Genomic DNA, 16,870 nt, shown 5'->3' on the forward strand with positions numbered 1-16,870 from the left:
TTTTGTAAACAGCGTGGCAAATTTCGTTTCGTCTTGCCACAATAACTGCAAAAGAAGCAGACTCCCAGCAAAACCGGAGTCTGCTTCTTTTATATGCTCTTTTATATCTTTTTATGCTTCCGCAGCTTTCTCAAGCTGCTCTTTTTCCCTTGCCTCTTCTTCTCCCTCTTCTACAAAACGAGATGGAAGCACCGGATAAAAATCTTCCGGATGGGAAGCAAAGACCGCACCGCTGTATGCAGGCATTCTTACTTTCAAAATACCGTCTTTTACATGGTAGAATAAAATTCCTGCATTGTAGCCGTCCTCTGTTGTTATAATAGGACGTCCCATAATATCTTCATCTGTGATGCCTAACTGCCATACCGGAATTTCTATCGCAGACGGTTGTGGCAAATTGGAAATAACTGTCACTGTCTGGTATCTGTCCCACATACGGCCATAGGCAATCTGCTGGTTTGCCGCAAATAATGGCTTTACAGCGCCTTTTCGCAGTGCAGGAAGACGTTTGTGGATACCGGCCATATAACGGTGGAATTCCATTAATTCCAGGTCTTCTCTTCCCCATGGATAAGTTCTTCTGCTGTCCGGATCGGTCCAGCCGCACACACCGGCCTCATCGCCGTAATACAGTGTAGGAGCACCCGGCCAGGTCATCTGAATCATGACCGCCTCTCTCATAACACATTTCTTTACATTTTCAGAAGCACGTTCCGGTCCCATACTTCCGATACGGCCTACTACCTGGTTGGTCCTTGTAAGGAAGCGGGAGTGGTCGTGATTTGACAGCTGGTTCATGGCTGTAAACACCGTGTTGGTCTGCATCCGGCTCATATGATAAGCCATGGCATCAAAGAAAGACTGTCCATTTCCGTAAAGACCGCCATTATAGCTGTCACTGTGCTTTTCCATACCTGTCAGGAACCATGTGACCGGCTCCATAAAGGCATCATAGTTCATAATAGAGTCCCACTCATCTCCCTGAAGCCAGCCGGACGGGTCGCCGTAATGCTCTGCAAGGATCAGTGCCTGGGGATTTGCCTCTTTTACCGCCTTTCTGAATTTTTTCCAGAAAGCGTGATTATATTCTGCTGTATGTCCCAGATCTGCCGCTACATCCAGACGCCAGCCATCTACGCTGTAAGGCGGAGACACCCATTTTTTTGCCACATTTAAAATATACTCAACTAATTTATCAGAGCCTTCATAATTCAGCTTTGGCAGGGTATCATGCCCCCACCAGCCGTCATAGGTGCGGTTGTAAGGCCATGCTTTATCACTGTTGTCATGAAAATGGAAAAAGCTGTGATAAGGGCTGTCCTTGGAAATATAGGCCCCTGGCTCATAATCACCGGAACGCTCATAGATCTGCTCTGCATCCAGCCATTTATTAAAGGATCCGCAGTGATTGAACACACCGTCTAAGATCACCTTCATGCCGCGGTTGTGTACTTCTTTTACGAATTCCGCAAAAAAGGCATCACTGGCTTCCAGGTTTTCACGGTCTGCGGAGCGCACTACATACCGCTCTGCTTTTGTGTTATCCGCAGCATTCTGATCCACCATGGAACCGCCGTCTTTTACGATCTTTCCAAAATGAGGATCAATATGTTCATAATCCTGGCAGTCGTATTTATGGTTGGACGGGGATACGAATACCGGGTTTAAATAAATAACTTCTACGCCCAGGCTCTTGATATAGTCCAGTTTGTCCCACACGCCCTGAAGGTCGCCGCCGTAAAAACAGCCTACGTCCATAGTAGAAGGATTTCTGCTCCAGTCTTTTACCTGGTAAACCGGTTTGCCAATATAGACATACTCACAGGACTGTACATCATTGGTCGGATCTCCATTGCAGAAACGGTCTACAAAGATCTGGTACATCACGGCACCTTTTGCCCAGTCCGGAGTGTGAAAACCAGGTGTGATCTTAAAATCAAACTGGTCCGTGTCCTGATCAGAAACTCCCAGACGGTTATACTGACAGACTTCTGTTCCCTTTACTATTTTAAAATGATACAGGATCTGTTCCTCTCCTGCTGTCATTGTGTGCTCATAATAATCAAAAAGAGTATCTGAGACAGTTTTTTTCATCTCTGTCTCTTTCTTTCCCTCTATATAATAAACATGATCCACATCATCCTTTGCCGTGCGCATTCTCACTACAACTTTATCATGAATATCCGGCTCTGCAGGCATACGGTAATCCTGAGTTTCTGCTGAAAACAGGGCATCCCTGTTTATCTGAATATTATTTTTCACAGGTTTTTCCTCTTTTATATTTATTATTAAATCCATAATTATTTTAAATCAATTTTTTCAAATATGTAACACACCGGTATACCGGTTATTAACTTTCTTCTCTTTATTTTCCATTTTTTTCCACATATCCAGATATGCGAAAAGCCTGGCGGGGTAGCCAGGCTTTTCAGGAGAAGGTATTTCGTTTCTTATGGGGTGTAGCAAAAACTATATAATGTATTGGGGGGTTACATCTATTATAATAGCATAACTCCCCACAAAAGTGTGCACAAAGATATATTTTTTTCACGGTTTTTCGCTGTCAATTTTAACAGCTGCTTTTTGCTGTATTTTTACATCTCACCATCATTGTGCATGACAGGTTCGTGATTTTTAAACAAAGCCTCGAATTCTTCCTGTCCGATCTTCTCTTTTTCGATGAGAAGGGCTGCACAGGAATGAAGTACATCTTCATGTTCCAGAATGATATTTTTCGCCTTGGTGTAGCATTCATCTACGATCCGCTTTACTTCTTCGTCGATCACATCTGCGATCTCGTTTCCGTAGGACTTGGTGTGTGCCAGATCACGGCCGATAAATACTTCGTCCTCATCACTGCCATACTGGATCATTCCCACACGATCAGACATACCATACTGGGTGACCATGGCTCTTGCAAGCTTGCTTGCCTGCTTGATATCCTGGGAAGCACCGGTGGTCACATCTTTAAAGATGATCTCCTCTGCAATACGTCCGCCCAGGTCTACCATAATGTTCTGAAGCATCTTACCCTTTGTATTAAACATTTCATCCTTTTCCGGAAGCGGCATGGTATAACCAGCTGCGCCAACACCGGTAGGAATAATGGAAACGGTATGCACAGGACCTACATCAGGAAGCACATGGAACAGGATCGCATGGCCTGCCTCATGGTAAGCAGTGATCTTCTTGTCTTTCTCAGAGATCACACGGCTCTTCTTCTCAGCACCGATGCCAACCTTTACAAATGCCTTGTCAATATCTGCCTGGCGGATAAAGCGGCGGTTGTCTCTTGCGGAAATGATTGCTGCCTCATTCATCAGGTTTTCCAAATCTGCACCTGTAAATCCAGCTGTTGTCTGGGCTACTCTGCGAAGGTCTACATCTTCACTTAAAGGCTTTTCTTTGGAATGTACCTTTAAGATCTCTTCTCTTCCCTTTACATCCGGGCGGCCTACAGCCACCTTACGGTCAAAACGTCCCGGACGAAGGATCGCCGGATCAAGGATATCCACACGGTTAGTAGCAGCCATAACGATAATGCCTTCATTGACACCGAAACCATCCATCTCAACCAGTAACTGGTTTAATGTCTGCTCTCTCTCATCATGTCCGCCGCCCATTCCGGTACCTCTGCGACGGGCCACTGCATCGATCTCATCAATGAAAACGATACATGGTGCATTTTTCTTTGCTTCTTCAAACAGGTCGCGGACACGGGAAGCGCCCACACCTACGAACATTTCTACGAAATCAGAACCGGAAATGGAAAAAAATGGAACTCCCGCTTCTCCGGCTACTGCCTTTGCAAGAAGGGTCTTACCGGTTCCTGGAGGGCCTACTAAAAGCATTCCCTTAGGGATACGTGCACCTACGCTGGTGTATTTCTGAGGATTTTTTAAGAAATCCACTACTTCTTCCAGCTCCTCTTTTTCCTCTTCCAGACCAGCTACATTGGTGAAATTCACCTTGCTGTCACGGCTGAGTTTTGCACGGCTTCTGCCAAAGTTCATCATTCTGGCATTGGAACCGCCGCCTGCTGCTCCACGGTTCATCATGGTAACGATCACTACCACCACTACGATGGAAAGCATGAAAGGCATTACCACAGTAAGAAGGGTATTCTCCTGAGGTACATCCTCCATGGAATAATCAATGCTATTGTCCTTTAAAAGCTGCTCTGCATCTTTTACGTCAGATACGTTCTGGCGGACTGTCTGGCCATTTGCCAGTGTAACTGTCACATATCCGCTTGGTGTCTGGGGATTTGGGCTGATCACTGCCTCTGCCACGTTTCCGCTTCCCAAGATCTGCTCAAATTCCTGGGCTGTTACCGTCTGTGCCTGCCTTGCATAAGGAAAACGCAGCGCAAGCATAAGAAGGATCAGCATCAGGATAATAAACATAAAACCTCTGAATGTCTGTTGCTGTTTCAACGAATTGCCTCCTTAATTTTAGGACCCGGAATTATTCCTGTGTCTCTTCCTGATCCTGCTCTACCACTCCGATATAAGGAAGGTTGCGGTATTTCTGGTCATAATCCAGTCCATAACCTACTACAAACTCATCCGGAATGGTAAAGCATGTGTAATCTACTTTTACCTGCTTCTTTACACGGCGCTCCGGCTTGTCAAGAAGGGTACAAAGATGGATATCCTTCGGTCCTCTCTGCTTTAATACTTCGATCAGGTAAGCCAGGGTACGGCCGGAATCAATGATATCTTCTACGATCAGGACATTCTTTCCCTCTAACGGTTCATCTAAGTCCTTGATGATCCTTACCACACCGCTGGACACAGTGCCTGCGCCGTAACTGGATACGGACATAAAGTCCATGGAAACCGGCATGTTCAGTCTCTTTGCCAGTTCACAGGTAAAAAATACACCACCCTTTAAAATACAGATCAGGTGAACGCTCTTGCCTGCATAATCTTTGTTGATCTGCTCTGCTACTTCATTGATCCGCTTATCTACTTCTTCTTCTGTTAATAATACACGAATTTTGTCTGCCATGATTTATCCTCCGTTTTCTATGATAATGTACTTTGGGAAACTTTCGCCTGTAATACACGCCGTGTATCAGGGCCTATTTTATAATAACTGCTGATCCGCCTGCCTATGATCCACATGATATGGTCCCCATCTGCTAACAGGGCTATTTCATCCCTTTTATCTGCAGGTATTTTTTCGTCGATCATAAAGCGTCTTAATGGTTTGCGACTGCCATTTTCCAGGGTGATATAATCCCCGGTCTGCCTGGTTCTGACAACGGGCGTACCCTTTATTTTATCACAGTCGAACCATTTCGTATACGTCTTTTTGGGAAATTCCATTGCTTTTTCATAAGAAAAAACCTCAAAAGAAAGCTCCGGAAGGGGATTTTTTATTCTTTCCTCCAAAGGCTCCTTTTTTACTGCCTGGAGGCTGATCCCGCCGTATACTTTTCGGGCTTCCAGTCCATAAGGAAGAGACACCTTCCGCCCGGTCTGAAGGTCAACAAGTTTTTCTACCTGTTCTGCATGGACCAGTCCCAGGTCCTTTGCACACCCGGCTGCTGTTTTTAAAAGTTCCATAACACTGTAAAGGCGGATCACCGGATCTGCCTCTTTAAAAGGTCCTTCCGGGATCATCCAGGTATGCTCTTCCTCTTTTACATATTTTTGCACCCACTGATCTGCCTGTTTTTTCAGATACACATCTGCCATTCCTGCCAGATACCCGGCACGGCGTATTCCTGCCTCTGCTCCCGGATTGATCTCTTCTTTGATCGCCGGAAGAATGTGGGAACGGACACGGTTTCTGGCATAATAGTCTGTGTCATTACTGGAATCATTGACCCATTTTAACCGTTTTTTTTCAAGATAAGGGATGATATCTTCTTTGGAAACATCCAACATAGGGCGTATAATACGATCTCTCACATAGGGGATCCCTTTTAAACCGCCAAGACCGCTACCCCGAAACAGGTTTAAAAGTATGGTCTCCGCCTGATCCCTGCTGTGATGAGCCACTGCGATCTTTACTGTCTGACCGTTTTCTCCTTCCCAGGCCCCTGCTTCTTCCTCCAGGGCTTTATAACGCAGGATCCTTCCGGCTTCTTCTTCCGACATCCCCGTCTGGGATGCATATTTTTTTACCTCTGCTTTTATCATATGACAGGGGACACCCAAAGCTTCACTGATCTTTATGGAAAAATCCCCATCACGGTCCGCTTCTTCTCCCCGCAGTCCGTGATGGACATGAAGGCTCCTCAGTTTCAGCCCCATTTCCTCTCTCATATCCGCAAGCAGACTTAAAAGGCAGACAGAGTCTGCCCCTCCGGACAGCGCGATGACCACCTGATCACCGGGCTGCAGCATATGATACCGGCAGATCGTCTGCCTGACTGTATACTCCAGTTTCTCCATAGTATGTTCATTTCCGTTTCTGTCTTGCTTACATGACCCTTAAAGATCATGTCCACTCTTACTATACCCACATCCTTCCCCATACGCAAGGGGCTCTTTATTTTTGTTACACAACCTTATCCTGCCGCTGTTCTTGCATTGCATATGCAATATTACCGTTTCCACACCTGCGCAGTAAGAACTGTCATATCATCCCTTGCCCCGGGAACAAAAGAAAGGGCAAACTCCAGGATCCGCTCTGCCATATCCTGAGGCGGCATTTCCTCCAGACTTTCTAAAAACTGCCCCATGACCTGTTCCTTATCTTCTCCCGGAAGGGCGTCTAAAACACCGTCCGTCACCATAACAAGCCTGTCCCCGTCCCATAATTTCTGTGAAAGAAGGACCGGTTCTGCCTGCCCTAAAGCGCCTGCCGGTACCTGGCCTGCTTTTAACACCTGTATGCCTTCTTCTCCCATTACAAAAGTAGGAGCAGCCCCCAGTTTGAATACTTCCAGGGCGCCTGTATACAGATCAATACAGCCTGCGTCCAACGCTGCCGGGTGTTGTTCTCCGCCTGCTAAAAGGAGTACTGTATTTACCAGTTTAAAAGCGGATCTGGGGGCAAAACCGGCTTCCAAAAGCGCCTCTAAAAGTTCCACGATCCGCCGGCTTTCCTGTCCTGCCACTGCCCCGCTTCCCATTCCGTCACACAGGCTGAACATTACCTGACAGCTGCCTCGCTCACAAAAACTGTAATTATCGCCCGAGTAGCGTTCTCCCTGTTTGGGAACTCCCGCAGCACCCCAGGTAAGATAATAATCTCCTTTTTCTTCAAACCGCACTGTTTCATACCTGCGTGTGATGATACTGCGACTGTCCTTTGCCGGAAGCCAGGTGGTATCAGGAAAAACGCTCTCCATCAGCTCTGCCGCATCCTTGGAAGTAACACAGCGTCCGTTTGTGGTCTTTGCTGTAAGATAGATCTCCCTGCGCCCGCTTTCATATTCCAGCAAAAGCATACTGTCCACCAGGATATGATACCTGCGAAATGCTTTTTTAACTGCTCCTTTATATTCCTCTGTAATATTTTTTGCTTCATCGATCTGCCTGGAAAATTCTTCCAGTATCACTGCCAGCTCACGGAACTGGGATATGACCACATCCCTGCTTTCCAGAAAGCGGTTCTTCCAGGACAAATTCATGGAAGCCCTGGTAAAACTGCGGTTTAACTGCTCTAAGTAATCCCGTTTCCTGCGGCAGTCCTTCTTAAAAAGCTCCGGCATATCCTCTGTGCCGATCCGCCCGTTCTGTTCAAATATACGCAAAAGATAATACAGATAATAACTGTCTTCTTTTTCACTGTCTGCATAAAGGCTGCATCCGCCACAGTTACCGCAGACCAGTGCAGCGCAGGTCTGCATGGCAGCCAGTCCATCATCCTTTGTAAGGCTCATTGTCTCACCGGCACCTTCATCAAAGGCCTTTGCCAGCTGCTCTAATGACTGCGCCATATCTTTTAATTTCCTGGCTGTATAATAATTGATCCCATTTTCATTTTTGCCTGATAACACAAAAATCCCTCCTAATCTGCGCAACATCCAGTATACGCACCCAGGAGGGAAATATCTGTCATATTTTCATGTTTCTTCCAGAAAATGTTTCGACATTTTCTGCCGGTCATTTATTCCGAAACTCATTTTACTGATTGGGCTTTAAAAGGATCTCATCCGGATTTACCAGACCCAGTTTCTCCTTTGCAACTTCTTCTGCAAACTGTTTTGTCTTTACATATACCTTGTACTCTTCCAGCTTTTTCGTCCGTTCTTCTTCTTCCCGTACCTGTTCTTCCAGCTGCTTCTCCTTTTGCTGATAATCCAGGTCAGACTTCTTCAAAGTTGAGCCCTTGGCATTTACAGCAACTGCAAGACAGAGAACTACCATTGTAACGCCCAGTACAGCCATTCTGTTTGCCCATTTTTCCCGCTTTACGCGTTTTGATCTTCCGTAGGAGCTCATGTATCGGTCACCATCTTTTTTATCTATTTCTTTTTATTTTAAACCATTTACCAGCCTTTTTCAAGGCTGCAAAGAGAAACCGGCTGACAATTTTATCATAAAGGATCATCCCCGTAAAGACGCCCGCAACTGCATACATCCTGACTCCGCCGTCATTTAGCTCATACAGCAGCATAAAAGTGGCTGTCCCCGCATAGATCCAGTAAAAAAAGTCTTCTATCCCCATTACAAAAGAGCTGTGTTTTATCATAAGCCGCAATACCCGCAGCAGGTCATACACCAGCATCAGCCAGCAGCCCACCAACAGGCTCAAAAGTAGCAGCCAGGCTTCAAAACGGATCTGCATGCTCATAAATCACCTCCAGGATTATTTAAAAAGACGGTTAAGAAATGAGTCTCCCGACCGTTTCAGTGCTGCATTGGAACTGTAATTCAAACTGTCCACCTGTCCTTCCAGATCCAGCTCCCCCTTTTCCAATGTAAGCCGCTTTACATGAAGTTCCTTTCCCCTGACAGTCAAAAGGCCCATATCCGTATCCAGCACGATCTCATTTTCATCAAAAGACACCACATCATTGACTCCTGTTACAGAACCTGTATGCCTGTCCGAAAGCACCAGCCGGTGAAGCCTGCCGGATGATATTTTTTCTTCCATAAAAATTACCCCCATATATTCACTCATTAACCTGCTCTGAGCTTTCAGAGTATGTATCAGTTAAATATATGGGGTGGAAACACATTCTATGACTTTTAAGTTTTTATTCGTAAAGAGCCAGCCCTGCTTTCAGGTTTTCAACCACTTTTTCCCGCAGTTTTTGAGGGCTGATCACCTTGCAGTGCCTACAGTGATGGGTACAGAAAACAGCTGCCCCCATCAGGCTTGCTTTTGCAGTTACATGGACCCAGTCTGGATGGTCCGGATCTTTTATATCCCGTGTCTGGATGTTCCAGCCAAAATCATCCACCAGATTATTTAAGATCACCGGATCACAGCTTAAATGGATCCGCACTGTTTCGTCTGAATACATGACCGGATGGTCATTGCGGTACTCGCTGGCCTGAAAAACTTCATGGGCCGCATCCTTGAAATAGGGAAGAAGGGCGCTCGGCAATGGTTTTCTGGGCTCATCCAACATCTGGATCTGTAAAATACGGTCAATGCGGAAATTGGTCAGTCCATCGGGATATTTGGGATTTCCTGCTATGAGATAATAATAACCGTTACTTGACATCACTGCATAAGGTTCAATGGTCCGTGCATCTTCACTGGTAGGCGCCAGTTCCAGATTTCTGTCATACCGTCCATATAGGATCCGGAGTTTTTTCTTCTTGCGGATACTGTCCCGTATTACTGACAAACTGGCGAAAATATCCGTTGCCTGGTTTTTCAGCCTGGGGTCCGCAAATGCTGTATAAAGAGACTGTTCCCGGCAGTCAAAAGGCTTTTTATGCTCCAGATCAGCCAGGATCTCCCTTGTTTTTTCCGCTGAAAGGTACTGGTTAATAGCAACGGTACTTTGAAGCAGTTCCAGCTCCTCCGGTGACATTTCATCTTCTATATAATAATATAAAACACTGTTTTCCGGGATTTCCTCTTCCGGCAGACAGATCCGGTAGCTGCTTTCATTTCCGGGCTTTCTGCCATTTTCCCTGCTTTTTTCTTTCCCTTCCTCTTTCCGGCAGCGAAACAGCCTGCTGCACAGATACTGTCTGAAAAAAGACTCTTCATCCTGGTCCGCAGACAGCATCTGGTCTGTAAGGATCTTCATATGATTAAAAACCGTCTTCCGGTCCAGATCGATCCCCAGTTCCTTTAAACGGCGATGGACCATAGGTGCCGAATAGGGCTTTTTCGGAGAAGCATCCAGTTTCAGAATATTAAAAATATAAAGCATAGTCAGCTGATTGTACCGGGAAGCCATATGTCTGTGATCTCCTTTTGTATTTTTATGTAATCTTATTTTATGTACCCTCGTTTCCATTCTCTTTCACAAGTATACAGGAAAAAATAAATTTTTTCAAAATCAGGCAATTTTGCATAGCCTGATCCGTTATAGTAAGGGCGTGATCAACAAGACAACAACCTTAAAAACCTGAAAACAGATACAGATAAAAGAGCGGATCCTATGAGTACTAAAAAGAACCTGATCGTACCAAAACTTCAAAAACAAAATCTGGGCAAAGTCAATCCCCAGAAAGCAGAGTATTTATATATATCCAAAGAGTTCTGTAAAGAAGGACTTTCACAGATCATAAAAGACGGGGGAGTGCAGTTTAAAGAGATCCAGAAATTTGTAAAGGATCACCAGGAACCACAGTATATCCTGGTACACGCTTCCAAACTGGAAGAAGGATACCTGGCTATCAGCCTTTTAGCAGGTATCTACAATGAGATTCACAGTCGTGGAGAGTGGGAAGAAGGGGCAGAGCCTGACATCCAGTGGTCAGACAGCTGGCAATGCCTCCCCATTATTCCATTTAAAGAAGCCGATGACTATTACAACTGGCAGGAAAATGACTTCTCCTCTTTTGGAAACTCCTTTCTGGCCAGCCAGAAGACAAATGACACCTTTGTTCCTTACTGGGCAGAAAATGAGGATAAACCTGTCTGTATCTCTATGGAGAATATCAGTTTTTTCAGGTGTGACCCGATCATTGATACCTTAAATAGCTTCCGCAGCAATGAACAGGTCTACGTCCTGATCCTTCACGAAGAAAATGACTTCGACTCCTTTAACTCTTTTGGAGGATTTGGCGGATTTGACACCTTTGAGTCAAATGAGGATAAAAACCTGAACCAGATCATATTAAGCCTTACCGCAGAAGAGCTGGAAATACCAAAAACAAGCTCTGTCTCTCTCTACTATGAAAATATCTGGAAACAAATGGTCACAAACAGCGGCTGCAAGCTGGAACGTAAATTTCCGGTCCATGATTTTTTACTGGATATTGAAAAAATGAATAAAGAGTTTTCCTATGACTTTTTAGATAAGATCCTAAAATATGCCCTGCGGAACAAGGAACATGGTATCCTGCGAAAAAAGGATTTTCAGTTTATGGAACGTTTTGCAGGCAAACGGGGACCTGCAGAGCAGAAGACAGAGACCCGTTCTGCCATCCGCTGTTTAAGAGAAGATCTGATCGGCATGGACCAGGTAAAAGAACAGGTCATGGAAACCGTCCAGGTCATGAAATTCAACCGTCTGCGCAAGGAAATGGGCATGAAAAAGAGCAGTTACCACAACGTTCACATGATGCTTGGTGCTCCCGGAACTGCCAAAACCACAGTAGCTAAATTAATGGGAAAGATCATGGAAGAAGAAAAACTTCTGCCTGGAAGTCAGTTCACCTGCGTAAACGGTGCTGAATTAAAGGGCATGTATGTAGGCCATTCCGCCCCGAAAACCAAAGCTTTATTTGAGGAAAATGACATTATCGTTATTGATGAAGCTTATTCTCTCACCGGTGACCGAAGCGAACCGGACTCCTTCAGCAGAGAAGCCATTGCCCAGTTAGTGATCGAGTTAGAAGAACATGCAGAAGATAAACTGGTGATCTTTGCCGGATATGGCGGAACGGATATAGATGAAAAAAACAACAAGATGAAAGAATTTATCGATGCCAACCCCGGTATCAAGAGCCGTATTAACTCCACTTTCTATTTTCCGTCCTATACAGCCCCGGAGATGGCGGAGATCTTTAAGAAACATGCGGAAATGAGTGGATACGAACTGCCGGAAAACTGGAAAGAACCGATCACTGCTTATTTCTCAACCCGTGTAAATGATGAAAACTTTGGAAACGGTCGTGAAGCCAGAGCCTTATTTGAAAAAGTTTCTGTCCAGATGGCGAAACGGATCATGGGCGATGCAAACGGAGGTCTTCAAAATTCCATTAATGAAAAAGCCATAAAACAATGCCGGATCAGCGACATTGAAGGCGCGATCCGGCGGGCAAGGGAAGAAAACAAACAGATCTCAGGCCGTGTGAAAGTGCACAACAGAATTGGATTTTAATCCCCTTCCGTCTCGCACGTTCATCGAAGGATTAAGTTCCAGACAGGCAGCTACATAAGTAGCTAAAGTCACATTTTCCAGATCATGATCCGGGACCAGACTGCCATAACGGTTTTTCTTAAAACAGAAAAGCCGGATGCTGCAGTAATCGGTCACGGAAGTGGTCTGGTAAAAATCGTTGAGAAACCGCTTTACCGTATCTGCAGAAACCATTTTCCGGGGAGCTGTTACATGATCATAGCGATGGTTAATGATCCCTGCCAGTTCAGACACTGTAACCGGCTTATGCAGCTCCAACAATGTGTTTAAAATAAAGATCCCATTTAAACGGCTGGTAAACAGTGTATTCATAAGAAAATCCTCCTTTGCTATCTCTGTTACCAGATCATAGCAAAGAAGCTGGGGAAAAATTTCCCCAAACCAGATCCCATCTTCTATTCCTGTCTTCTTTTATTCCGTTTTTCCCTTACACCACATAAGAAGCATTTCTTTCAGATATTTTAACTCCTGGGTATGGTCCGTTTTATGATCATTGGCCCATACGATCCCCTGGGCATAGCGCTCTGCCACCGCCAGCATGGCAATGGCTACAGTTGTGAAAAGCTCCTGCTCTGAAAGATCGGTGCGGATACTGTGATCCACTTTTGCCTGTTCATAAAGCTTGTGATACATGGCTCTTAAAGGTTCCAACACGTCCAGGTGTTCCCCTAAAGGCTCTTCTTCAATTCCTTCATGGTAAATAAAGTTCTTATAATTATTGCTGAACCGGAGCATTTCCGGTTTTTCCCTGTATAACCGGATGATCATGTCCAGATAAAATTCAATATACTCATAAGCTGTAAAGTTTTCAAAGAAATCCGGTCCATTCTGGGCCAGCACACTTTTCCAGATATCCCCCCATATCTTTCCACTGATGGCTACTACCAGTTTTACCTTTGTCTGGTAATATTTGTACATAGTGGCAACCCCTACATCCGCTGCATCTGCCACCTTCTGCAAACTTACATTTTCGATCCCATTCTCTGAAAACAGTTTAAATCCAGCTTTCATCAGCTGTTCTTTTCTGCGCGTGGCTTCTCTCTCGTCACGTTCCGTATTTCTTGCCATATCGTTCTCCATGTTTTTAATGCATTCCCAACCTTTCAGATCAGAAACACATTTTAAAGTTTTGCTACACAACTGAGTTGACACTCTATTTGTATTATAGATTAAAAAATTTTTTCAGGCAACTAAAAATCGCCAGAGGATCCTGTAACTTTCACAGAATTCCCTGACGAAGTCTATTTATTGGTCTGTTTTTACAGATACTCAAACATCTCTTTGGCATCTTCCTTGCGGATGGCATCCTGTACGCTTGTAACCTTCACTTTCACAGCCTTGGTACCAAAGGCAATTTCGATCACATCACCTACTTTAACCTCTGCACTGGCTCTTGCTACTTTGTCATTAAGCATAACCCGACCGCTGTCACAGGCTTCATTGGCCACGGTTCTTCTCTTGATGATACGGGATACTTTCAGGTATTTATCTAATCTCATAAAGTCGCTCCTTTTAATACAAAATCCCCTCCATGATGCAAATGTTCACGGAGGGGATTACCGAATTTTCTTATAAAATCAATTATTTGTTGATCTCGTCCTTTAAAGCCTTACCTGGTTTGAACTTAGGTGTCTTGGAAGCAGCGATGGTCATAGTCTCGCCGGTTCTTGGGTTTCTTCCCTCTCTTGCTGGTCTTTCGCTAACTTCAAAGTTACCAAATCCAACTAACTGAACCTTTCCGCCCTTTGCCAGTTCTTCTGCTACTGCATCAGTAAAAGCCTTAACTGCCTTTTCTGCATCCTTTTTAGAAATTTCTGCCTTCTCAGCTACTGCTGCGATTAACTCTGTCTTGTTCATCAAATTTTCCTCCTAAACCGAATCCGAAAAAAACAGGTTCGGACCGTTTTCGTTCTTGTCTGTGATACCCTATCATTTATATCTGTTTTACTATAATTTGTCAAGGTTTTTTGGCCTTTTCCTGCATTTTTATCCGGGCCCAGAGAGCCTCTCCTTCTTCGGTCGAATTTATCTTTTCACCACCGAATACCCAGGGGTGTCTGCGCACCATTTTTTCGCAGATCCCACCTATCACATCATCTATAGAAAACAGCCCTTTTTCCTTTGCGATCTGGCTGTTTAACATCACCTGAAAGAGCACATCTCCCAGTTCTTCACAAAGGTTTTCCATGTCATTTTTATCCACTGCCTGAACTGCTTCCTCTGCCTCTTCCCGCATATATTTTCGCAGGCTTTCAAAGGTCTGTTCCCGGTCCCAGGGACAGCCATCTTCTGCCCGTAATTTCGCGGTGATCTCTACCAGATCTTTAAATGTATACATGATACAGTATCCCCCTATTTCAATCCATTCAGGCGCTTTGTCAGCTTCTCCATTTTATTATTTCCATCACCCGGTCTTCATCCTCTTAATGACTTTCAGACGGGTAAATTCTTCCCTTTCCTTCTCTTCCAGAGCATTGGAAATAGACTTGGACAGCTCTTCATAATGAGGAATGGTAATGTTCTTCAACGCATTGGCACGCTTCTGAGTCTTCTTAATAGAATTTGCCAGCCGGTATGCAGAGTTTTCCACCATAGACAGCTTAATGGTCAGCTCCTTTACCCGTTCAAACCGCTCTCTGGCAATGTCTAACGCCTCCGAGGTATTATTAAACCCATAAGCCAGCTCCATAGGCTTTTCCTGATGCTGCACCAGAGGGATTTCCGTTCCCATGATACTTCTTGCCTTGATCTTTACCGTATCGTCCACAGGAACGGACATTCCGATCTCCTGGACATAATTGATGCCCAGCTCAATATTGGCGCTCTGCAGTGCTTCATAAGCAGCCTTAAACACAGTGTCGATCTCAGACTGTATCCCCTTTGCCTCATCGATCAGCCCCATAAGCTCACGGATCAGGATATTTCTCTTCTTATCCATTAATCCGTAGCCCATAGTTGCCAGTTTCAGGGAGTTTTTCGCAGCGATCAGATTACCTTTTGTGGGAAATGTATTTGGATCCATTCCTGCTCACCTCACTCCTCGTAGTATTGATCCAGAACCTTGGTATCAATACGGTCTAATTCCTCTCTTGGAAGCATACGTAAAAGTTTCCAGCCGATCTCCAGAGTCTCTATGATGGAGCGGTTCTCATGATGTGCCTGGCCAATAAAATGCTCCTCAAATGCTTTACCAAACTCCAGATACTTCTTGTCAATGGCAGACAGCTCATCTTCACCGATAACAGATGCCAGCGCCCTGGCGTCACCTACCTTGGCATAGCAGGAAAACAGCTGGTTTGCCACATCCTGGTGGTCTTTTCTTGTATATCCTTCACCGATACCGTCCTTCATCAGTCGTGAAAGAGATGGGAGTACGCTGATCGGCGGATAAACAGACTGGCTGTTTAACTGACGGTCCAGAACGATCTGTCCCTCTGTAATATAACCGGTCAGGTCCGGGATCGGGTGTGTAATATCATCATTTGGCATAGTTAAGATCGGGATCTGGGTAACAGATCCATTTCTTCCTGCTACGATACCGGCTCTTTCATATAAGGATGCCAGATCACTGTACAGATAACCTGGGAAGCCTTTTCGTGAAGGAATCTCGCCCTTAGAGGAAGAAACCTCACGCAATGCCTCTGCATAAGAAGTCATATCTGTTAAAATGACCAGGATGTGCATTCCCTTTTCATAAGCCAGATACTCTGCCAGTGTCAATGCGATCTTTGGCGTGATAAGCCTCTCTACTACCGGGTCATTTGCCAGATTGATAAACATGGCTACATGTTCGGAAACACCGCTTTCCTCAAAGGTACGGCGGAAGAAATCAGCCACATCATGCTTTACGCCCATAGCGCCAAAAACGATGGCAAACTTTTCATCAGAATTATCACCTAATGATGCCTGCTGCACGATCTGGGCCGCCAGCTGGTCATGAGGAAGGCCATTTCCTGAGAAAATAGGAAGCTTCTGACCGCGGATCAGTGTAGTCAGTCCGTCAATGGCGGAAATTCCGGTACGGATGTAGTTTCTTGGATACTCACGGGATACCGGGTTTAAGGGCTGTCCGTTAATGTCCATGCGGATATCAGAAATAATATCCCCCAGTCCGTCAATAGGCTGTCCGATACCATTAAAGGTACGTCCTAACATTTCCTCTGAAACGGCGATCTCCATAGGATGTCCTGTCAGCCTTGTATGGGTATTTCTAAGGGCCATACCGTCTGTTCCCTCAAATACCTGGATAATGGCTTTATCCCCGTAGATCTCAATAATACGTCCGATCTTCTTTGTAGTGCCGCCAACGGTCATTTCCACGATTTCATCATAAGCTGCGCCCTGAACGCCCTCTAACACTACCAGAGGACCATTGATCTCACTTAAACCTAAATATTCAACTGCCATTTT

The 16,870-nt window shown here is 45.1% G+C and carries 17 protein-coding genes; 1 reads left to right on the top strand and 16 read right to left on the bottom strand.

The window, feature by feature from the left end; all coding sequences use genetic code 11:
* Window positions 1-111: 111 nt before the first annotated feature.
* From DW251_RS09800 to DW251_RS09840, 9 genes are all read right to left on the bottom strand, one after another.
* Window positions 112-2,298 (bottom strand): glycoside hydrolase family 13 protein, encoded by a 2,187-nt coding sequence (locus tag DW251_RS09800; RefSeq protein ID WP_347474645.1) that lies wholly within the window; start codon window positions 2,296-2,298, stop codon window positions 112-114.
* Window positions 2,299-2,594: 296 nt separating this feature from the next.
* Window positions 2,595-4,436, bottom strand: coding sequence for an ATP-dependent zinc metalloprotease FtsH (ftsH, locus tag DW251_RS09805; protein ID WP_021869988.1), 1,842 nt, complete (start codon window positions 4,434-4,436; stop codon window positions 2,595-2,597).
* A 31-nt stretch (window positions 4,437-4,467) separates the two neighbouring features.
* A complete protein-coding gene (gene hpt / locus DW251_RS09810; RefSeq protein WP_021869987.1) occupies window positions 4,468-5,013 on the bottom strand; it encodes a hypoxanthine phosphoribosyltransferase in 546 nt (181 codons plus the stop codon).
* Window positions 5,014-5,030: 17 nt separating this feature from the next.
* Window positions 5,031-6,407, bottom strand: a complete 1,377-nt coding sequence (gene tilS / locus DW251_RS09815) for a tRNA lysidine(34) synthetase TilS (protein WP_118300910.1) — start codon at window positions 6,405-6,407, stop codon at window positions 5,031-5,033.
* A gap of 152 nt (window positions 6,408-6,559) precedes the next feature.
* Window positions 6,560-7,960, bottom strand: coding sequence for a SpoIIE family protein phosphatase (locus tag DW251_RS09820; protein WP_021869985.1), 1,401 nt, complete (start codon window positions 7,958-7,960; stop codon window positions 6,560-6,562).
* A gap of 127 nt (window positions 7,961-8,087) precedes the next feature.
* Window positions 8,088-8,405 (bottom strand): hypothetical protein, encoded by a 318-nt coding sequence (locus DW251_RS09825; protein ID WP_021869984.1) that lies wholly within the window; start codon window positions 8,403-8,405, stop codon window positions 8,088-8,090.
* A 19-nt stretch (window positions 8,406-8,424) separates the two neighbouring features.
* Window positions 8,425-8,757: a spore cortex biosynthesis protein YabQ gene (yabQ, locus tag DW251_RS09830; RefSeq protein WP_021869983.1), complete on the bottom strand. Its 333-nt coding sequence runs from the start codon at window positions 8,755-8,757 to the stop codon at window positions 8,425-8,427.
* 15 nt (window positions 8,758-8,772) lie between these two features.
* Window positions 8,773-9,060: a sporulation protein YabP gene (gene yabP, locus DW251_RS09835; RefSeq protein ID WP_118300940.1), complete on the bottom strand. Its 288-nt coding sequence runs from the start codon at window positions 9,058-9,060 to the stop codon at window positions 8,773-8,775.
* Window positions 9,061-9,163: 103 nt separating this feature from the next.
* Window positions 9,164-10,327 carry a WYL domain-containing protein gene (locus DW251_RS09840; RefSeq protein ID WP_182433602.1) on the bottom strand — a complete coding sequence of 388 codons (1,164 nt, stop codon included), beginning with the start codon at window positions 10,325-10,327 and terminating at the stop codon, window positions 9,164-9,166.
* Between the two features lie 204 nt (window positions 10,328-10,531).
* On the opposite strand from DW251_RS09840, the gene DW251_RS09845 reads away from it, so the two are divergent.
* Window positions 10,532-12,421 carry an AAA family ATPase gene (locus DW251_RS09845; protein WP_118300914.1) on the top strand — a complete coding sequence of 630 codons (1,890 nt, stop codon included), beginning with the start codon at window positions 10,532-10,534 and terminating at the stop codon, window positions 12,419-12,421.
* Here the strand turns inward: DW251_RS09845 and DW251_RS09850 are convergent.
* From DW251_RS09850 to DW251_RS09880, 7 genes are all read right to left on the bottom strand, one after another.
* A complete protein-coding gene (locus DW251_RS09850; protein WP_021869979.1) occupies window positions 12,383-12,772 on the bottom strand; it encodes a hypothetical protein in 390 nt (129 codons plus the stop codon). The two genes, DW251_RS09845 and DW251_RS09850, sit on opposite strands and share 39 nt — an antisense overlap.
* Before the next feature lie 99 nt (window positions 12,773-12,871).
* Entirely contained in the window at window positions 12,872-13,528 is a 657-nt protein-coding gene (locus DW251_RS09855) for a TetR/AcrR family transcriptional regulator (RefSeq protein ID WP_182433603.1), read from the bottom strand.
* 191 nt (window positions 13,529-13,719) lie between these two features.
* The gene (locus tag DW251_RS09860) at window positions 13,720-13,959 is read right to left on the bottom strand and encodes an RNA-binding S4 domain-containing protein (RefSeq protein ID WP_021869976.1); all 240 of its coding nucleotides are present in this window, start codon (window positions 13,957-13,959) and stop codon (window positions 13,720-13,722) included.
* A gap of 82 nt (window positions 13,960-14,041) precedes the next feature.
* Window positions 14,042-14,317, bottom strand: a complete 276-nt coding sequence (locus tag DW251_RS09865) for an HU family DNA-binding protein (RefSeq protein ID WP_021869975.1) — start codon at window positions 14,315-14,317, stop codon at window positions 14,042-14,044.
* Window positions 14,318-14,417: 100 nt separating this feature from the next.
* Window positions 14,418-14,798 (bottom strand): MazG nucleotide pyrophosphohydrolase domain-containing protein, encoded by a 381-nt coding sequence (locus tag DW251_RS09870; RefSeq protein WP_118300918.1) that lies wholly within the window; start codon window positions 14,796-14,798, stop codon window positions 14,418-14,420.
* Between the two features lie 66 nt (window positions 14,799-14,864).
* The gene (locus tag DW251_RS09875; protein WP_021869973.1) at window positions 14,865-15,482 is read right to left on the bottom strand and encodes a V-type ATP synthase subunit D; all 618 of its coding nucleotides are present in this window, start codon (window positions 15,480-15,482) and stop codon (window positions 14,865-14,867) included.
* An 11-nt stretch (window positions 15,483-15,493) separates the two neighbouring features.
* The gene (locus DW251_RS09880; protein WP_021869972.1) at window positions 15,494-16,867 is read right to left on the bottom strand and encodes a V-type ATP synthase subunit B; all 1,374 of its coding nucleotides are present in this window, start codon (window positions 16,865-16,867) and stop codon (window positions 15,494-15,496) included.
* Window positions 16,868-16,870 lie beyond the last annotated feature (3 nt).

The organism is Clostridium sp. AM22-11AC (genome assembly GCF_003473545.1).
GTDB lineage: Bacteria > Bacillota > Clostridia > Lachnospirales > Lachnospiraceae > Enterocloster.